The following is a 2,125-nucleotide window of genomic DNA, read 5'->3' as shown; positions in this document are numbered from 1 at the left end:
TTGACCGACTATTATCACTTTGCTTTTCGCTCGGGTTACGGCTGTGTACAGCAAATTCCTTTTCAGCATGATGAAGAAACTTTTCATTATGGGCATAATTACCGTTTTGTACTCGGACCCTTGACTTTTGTGTATTGTAATTGAGTAAGCAAGCGTGATATTGCTCATATCCTCAATATCATACCAGATTGTATCATGTTTTCCATCAAACTTGATACCGCACAACAATTCTTCATCTTCGTCTTTTTCTATGCTGACAATAATTCCCGTTTCACCGTTGGAAACAAATTCATTGTTTTTCGTCTGCATAACCCTGTCACCCTGACGGAATACCGTAGTTTTTACTTTCATTTCGAGCTTATCCGGTGCAGGCGGATTTATTTTCTGTTGGATAACTTTGTTATATTCATTGACGCAGTTCAGTCCTTTTGATTTTATCGAACAAAAACAGATAATATATTTTTTCAAAAATAAATCTTACTCCAAAATATAGCTTTCAGAGTAAGATTTGTCTTTAATAAAGATATGATATGTTCTCCTTGCTAATATGTGTACTTGTTCCATCCATATACTCAATAGACACATCAATTAATTTACAGTATTTAATCGAATAATTGTACCAAACACATTCCCAACACGTATTTATCAAAGCGGTAGGAAGTTCCATAGGCATTTCCAGTTCATCATAATTGGTTGGTCTATTTTCCCATCTTTCTTTCGCTTGTTCATATTCAAGTTGGTTATTTGAATAGCACCCCGAATCCACTGGTCCTGTAAATTGTAATCTTTGACTTATACTTGTTCCTCTAATTTCGCAATTTGCAGGATCATCAACAGCGTTATACGCTTGTACCTGATAGTAAACATATTTTATAGTTTTACCAGATTTATTATAGAAATCAATATAAACGTCTACTCCTCCTGCAGAGTTTGGTGAACTAACACTGCAATTTGTAATTTTTATCGAATTTTGAGCACCATAAACTTCATTCTGTAAGGACTCTTGTTTCAATCTTGATTCTTCCAATGCTTTCGATTCCTCTAACAACCTTGATTGTTCTTTCAATCTTGATTCTTCTTGTAATCTTGACTCTTCCAATAATCTTGAATATTCTAACCTTGATTGTTCTCTCAATCGGGATTCTTCTAATAATTTTGATTGTTCTTTCTTTGCTTCCTCTAACAATCGAGATTCTTCCATCAATTTAGAACGTTCTGCTTTTAATTCTTCTAATAATCTTGATGCCTCTTGCAAATCCGTTTCTTCTGATGATGTGTCACTTTGTTCTGCTCGAGATTTTTCTTTCACAGAAGATACATCAGATACCCTTGACTGCTCAACAGTAAAAGATTCCAAATCTCTTGTATTGTTAGAATCACTATCATTATCCTCTTGTGGCAATGAAGTTACTTCTGGTGTGCCACTAATAGTACTTATTAAAGATTCACTGTTATTACATCCAACGCAAGTAAAAGTAACAGCCATTACAACCAATACTAACAAACTCTTTCTCATGATGTTGCACAACCTTTTCATTGTTACTTAAATTTTATTCACTTGTAGACATAGTACACCATTTTTTCTATAATGTCAATATTTTTAAGATGATTTCAATAAATTATTTTAAATCACTCTGCACTCGATTTGAAAGTCAGTCTTCTGTTTGTTGTTGTCGTTGCAAACTGGTCGTAAATGTCGGGATAGCTGTTTTTCAGCCTTTCAAGATTATCCTTGTTGATGGTCGTGCGTGGTACGGGCTTGTAAGAAATATCATATTTCATGCCGTTCACGGTTGCTGTCGCTGAAGTCTGATTTCCCATACTGTCAAGCAACGGCAGTACAAGCGAATCTATCTCCGCCTGAACCGCCTTTACAGCATCTTCAAGTTCTTTCTTCTTTGCCCTCAACTCTGCAATTCTCGGCAACTCTTCATCAAAACCCTCGATTGCAACAGGCTTTTTATTAAGCTGTGCCTGAACATACTTGTTTATCGTTTCAAAACAAAGTTCGGGATTCTCTGTGAAAGGCGGCGGTGTATTCGTCATAACATAGTTATTCCAAAAATCCATTTCTGCCACAATCATTTCTCTCTCAAAATCGATATCACGCTCGATTTTGCGGATT

Annotated in this window: 2 protein-coding genes and 1 pseudogene; all 3 read right to left on the bottom strand. The window is 35.6% G+C overall.

Annotated elements, in window-relative coordinates; all coding sequences use genetic code 11:
* The coding region (locus ACJROP_RS03890; RefSeq protein ID WP_406534181.1) for an ATP-dependent RecD-like DNA helicase at positions 1–468 on the bottom strand (468 nt) is incomplete at its 3' end.
* Positions 469–514: 46 nt separating this feature from the next.
* Complete coding sequence (locus ACJROP_RS03885) at positions 515–1,516, bottom strand: hypothetical protein (protein ID WP_406534180.1); 1,002 nt, start codon at positions 1,514–1,516, stop codon at positions 515–517.
* Positions 1,517–1,629: 113 nt separating this feature from the next.
* Positions 1,630–2,125 (bottom strand): annotated as a pseudogene (locus ACJROP_RS03880) (hypothetical protein); the annotation flags it as partial.

The organism is Methanobrevibacter sp. (assembly GCF_045220775.1).
Classification (GTDB): Archaea; Methanobacteriota; Methanobacteria; order Methanobacteriales; family Methanobacteriaceae; genus Methanocatella.
Note: the sequence above shows the minus strand (reverse complement) of the source record. Positions and strands in the feature narration are given on the sequence as shown.